The sequence below is a fragment of the Vibrio sp. 1249-1 genome, assembly GCF_033340495.1.
The window spans coordinates 1-1,132 of record NZ_JAWOWJ010000104.1 but is presented as its reverse complement, the minus strand read 5'-3'; the positions used below and the strand labels follow the sequence as shown (position 1 = coordinate 1,132).

General features: G+C 48.2%; 1 protein-coding gene. It reads right to left on the bottom strand.

Annotated features, from left to right (window positions below):
* Positions 1-1,132 (bottom strand): Si-specific NAD(P)(+) transhydrogenase (gene sthA, locus R7Z50_RS24570; RefSeq protein ID WP_318149359.1); only part of this gene is annotated, 1,132 nt, incomplete at both ends.

The following is a 1,132-nucleotide window of genomic DNA, read 5'->3' as shown; positions in this document are numbered from 1 at the left end:
TATTCACGAAATATTCAATCGTATTGGCTTGGCCTTTCTGTTCCATGATGGCTTGACCAATGTGGATGATTTCCGCTGCACGTTCACCAAAGCAGTGAATGCCGAGAATTTCCTTGGTTTCACGAGGGAACAAAATTTTTAAACTGCCGACATCTTTGCCTGCAATTTGCGCACGGGCCAGATGTTTGAATGAAGAGCGGCCAACTTCATAAGGCACTTTCGCTGCCGTCAGTTCTTGTTCTGTTTTACCAACAGAGCTGATTTCTGGAATGGTGTAGATGCCTGTTGGAATGTCTTCAATCAGATAGTTTTCAGCCTGACCTTTGGTGATCGCTTGTGCGACAAAGCGTCCTTGGTCGTAGGCTGCGCTCGCAAGGCTAGGGTAACCAATCACATCACCCACTGCGTAAATGTGCTCAACCGCCGTTTGGTAGTTGCGGTTCACTTTAAGCTGGCCGCGAGAATCCGATTCTAGACCGACGACATCCAAACTGAGTTTGTCGGTGTTACCGGTTCTGCCGTTCGCATACAGCAAACAATCGGCGCGCATTTTCTTGCCTGACTGCAGGTGAATAATGACGCCATCTTCTGTGCCTTCGATTTTCTCGTACGTTTCGTCGTTACGAATGACACCGCCGCTGTTCCAGAAGTGGTAAGACAGTGCATCAGACACTTCGTTATCCAAGAACTCCAACAAACGATCTCGGGTATTGATCAGGTCGGTTTTCACACCAAGTCCGCGGAAGATAGAGGCGTACTCACAACCGATAACGCCTGCACCATAAATGATGATATGACGAGGGTCGTGTTTCAGGCTCAGGATAGAGTCACTGTCGTAGATTCGTTCATGCAAGAAGTCGACATCGCTTGGTCGGTAAGGACGAGAGCCCGTCGCGATGACAAATTTATCGGCCGAGTAGGTTTCTTCCGTACCGTCATTTTGCATTACCGCGATAGAGTGCGTATCGATAAAACGTGCAGTACCGAACAGCAGCGTGCAGTCATTGCGGTCGTAAAACCCCTGACGAAGGCGAGTCTGTTTATCGATGACCGTTTTTGCATGGCCTAAAATGTCAGAAAATGTTGCATGAAGGCTGGTGTTGTTTCTGCAAAATAGCGGGTTGCTATTGAA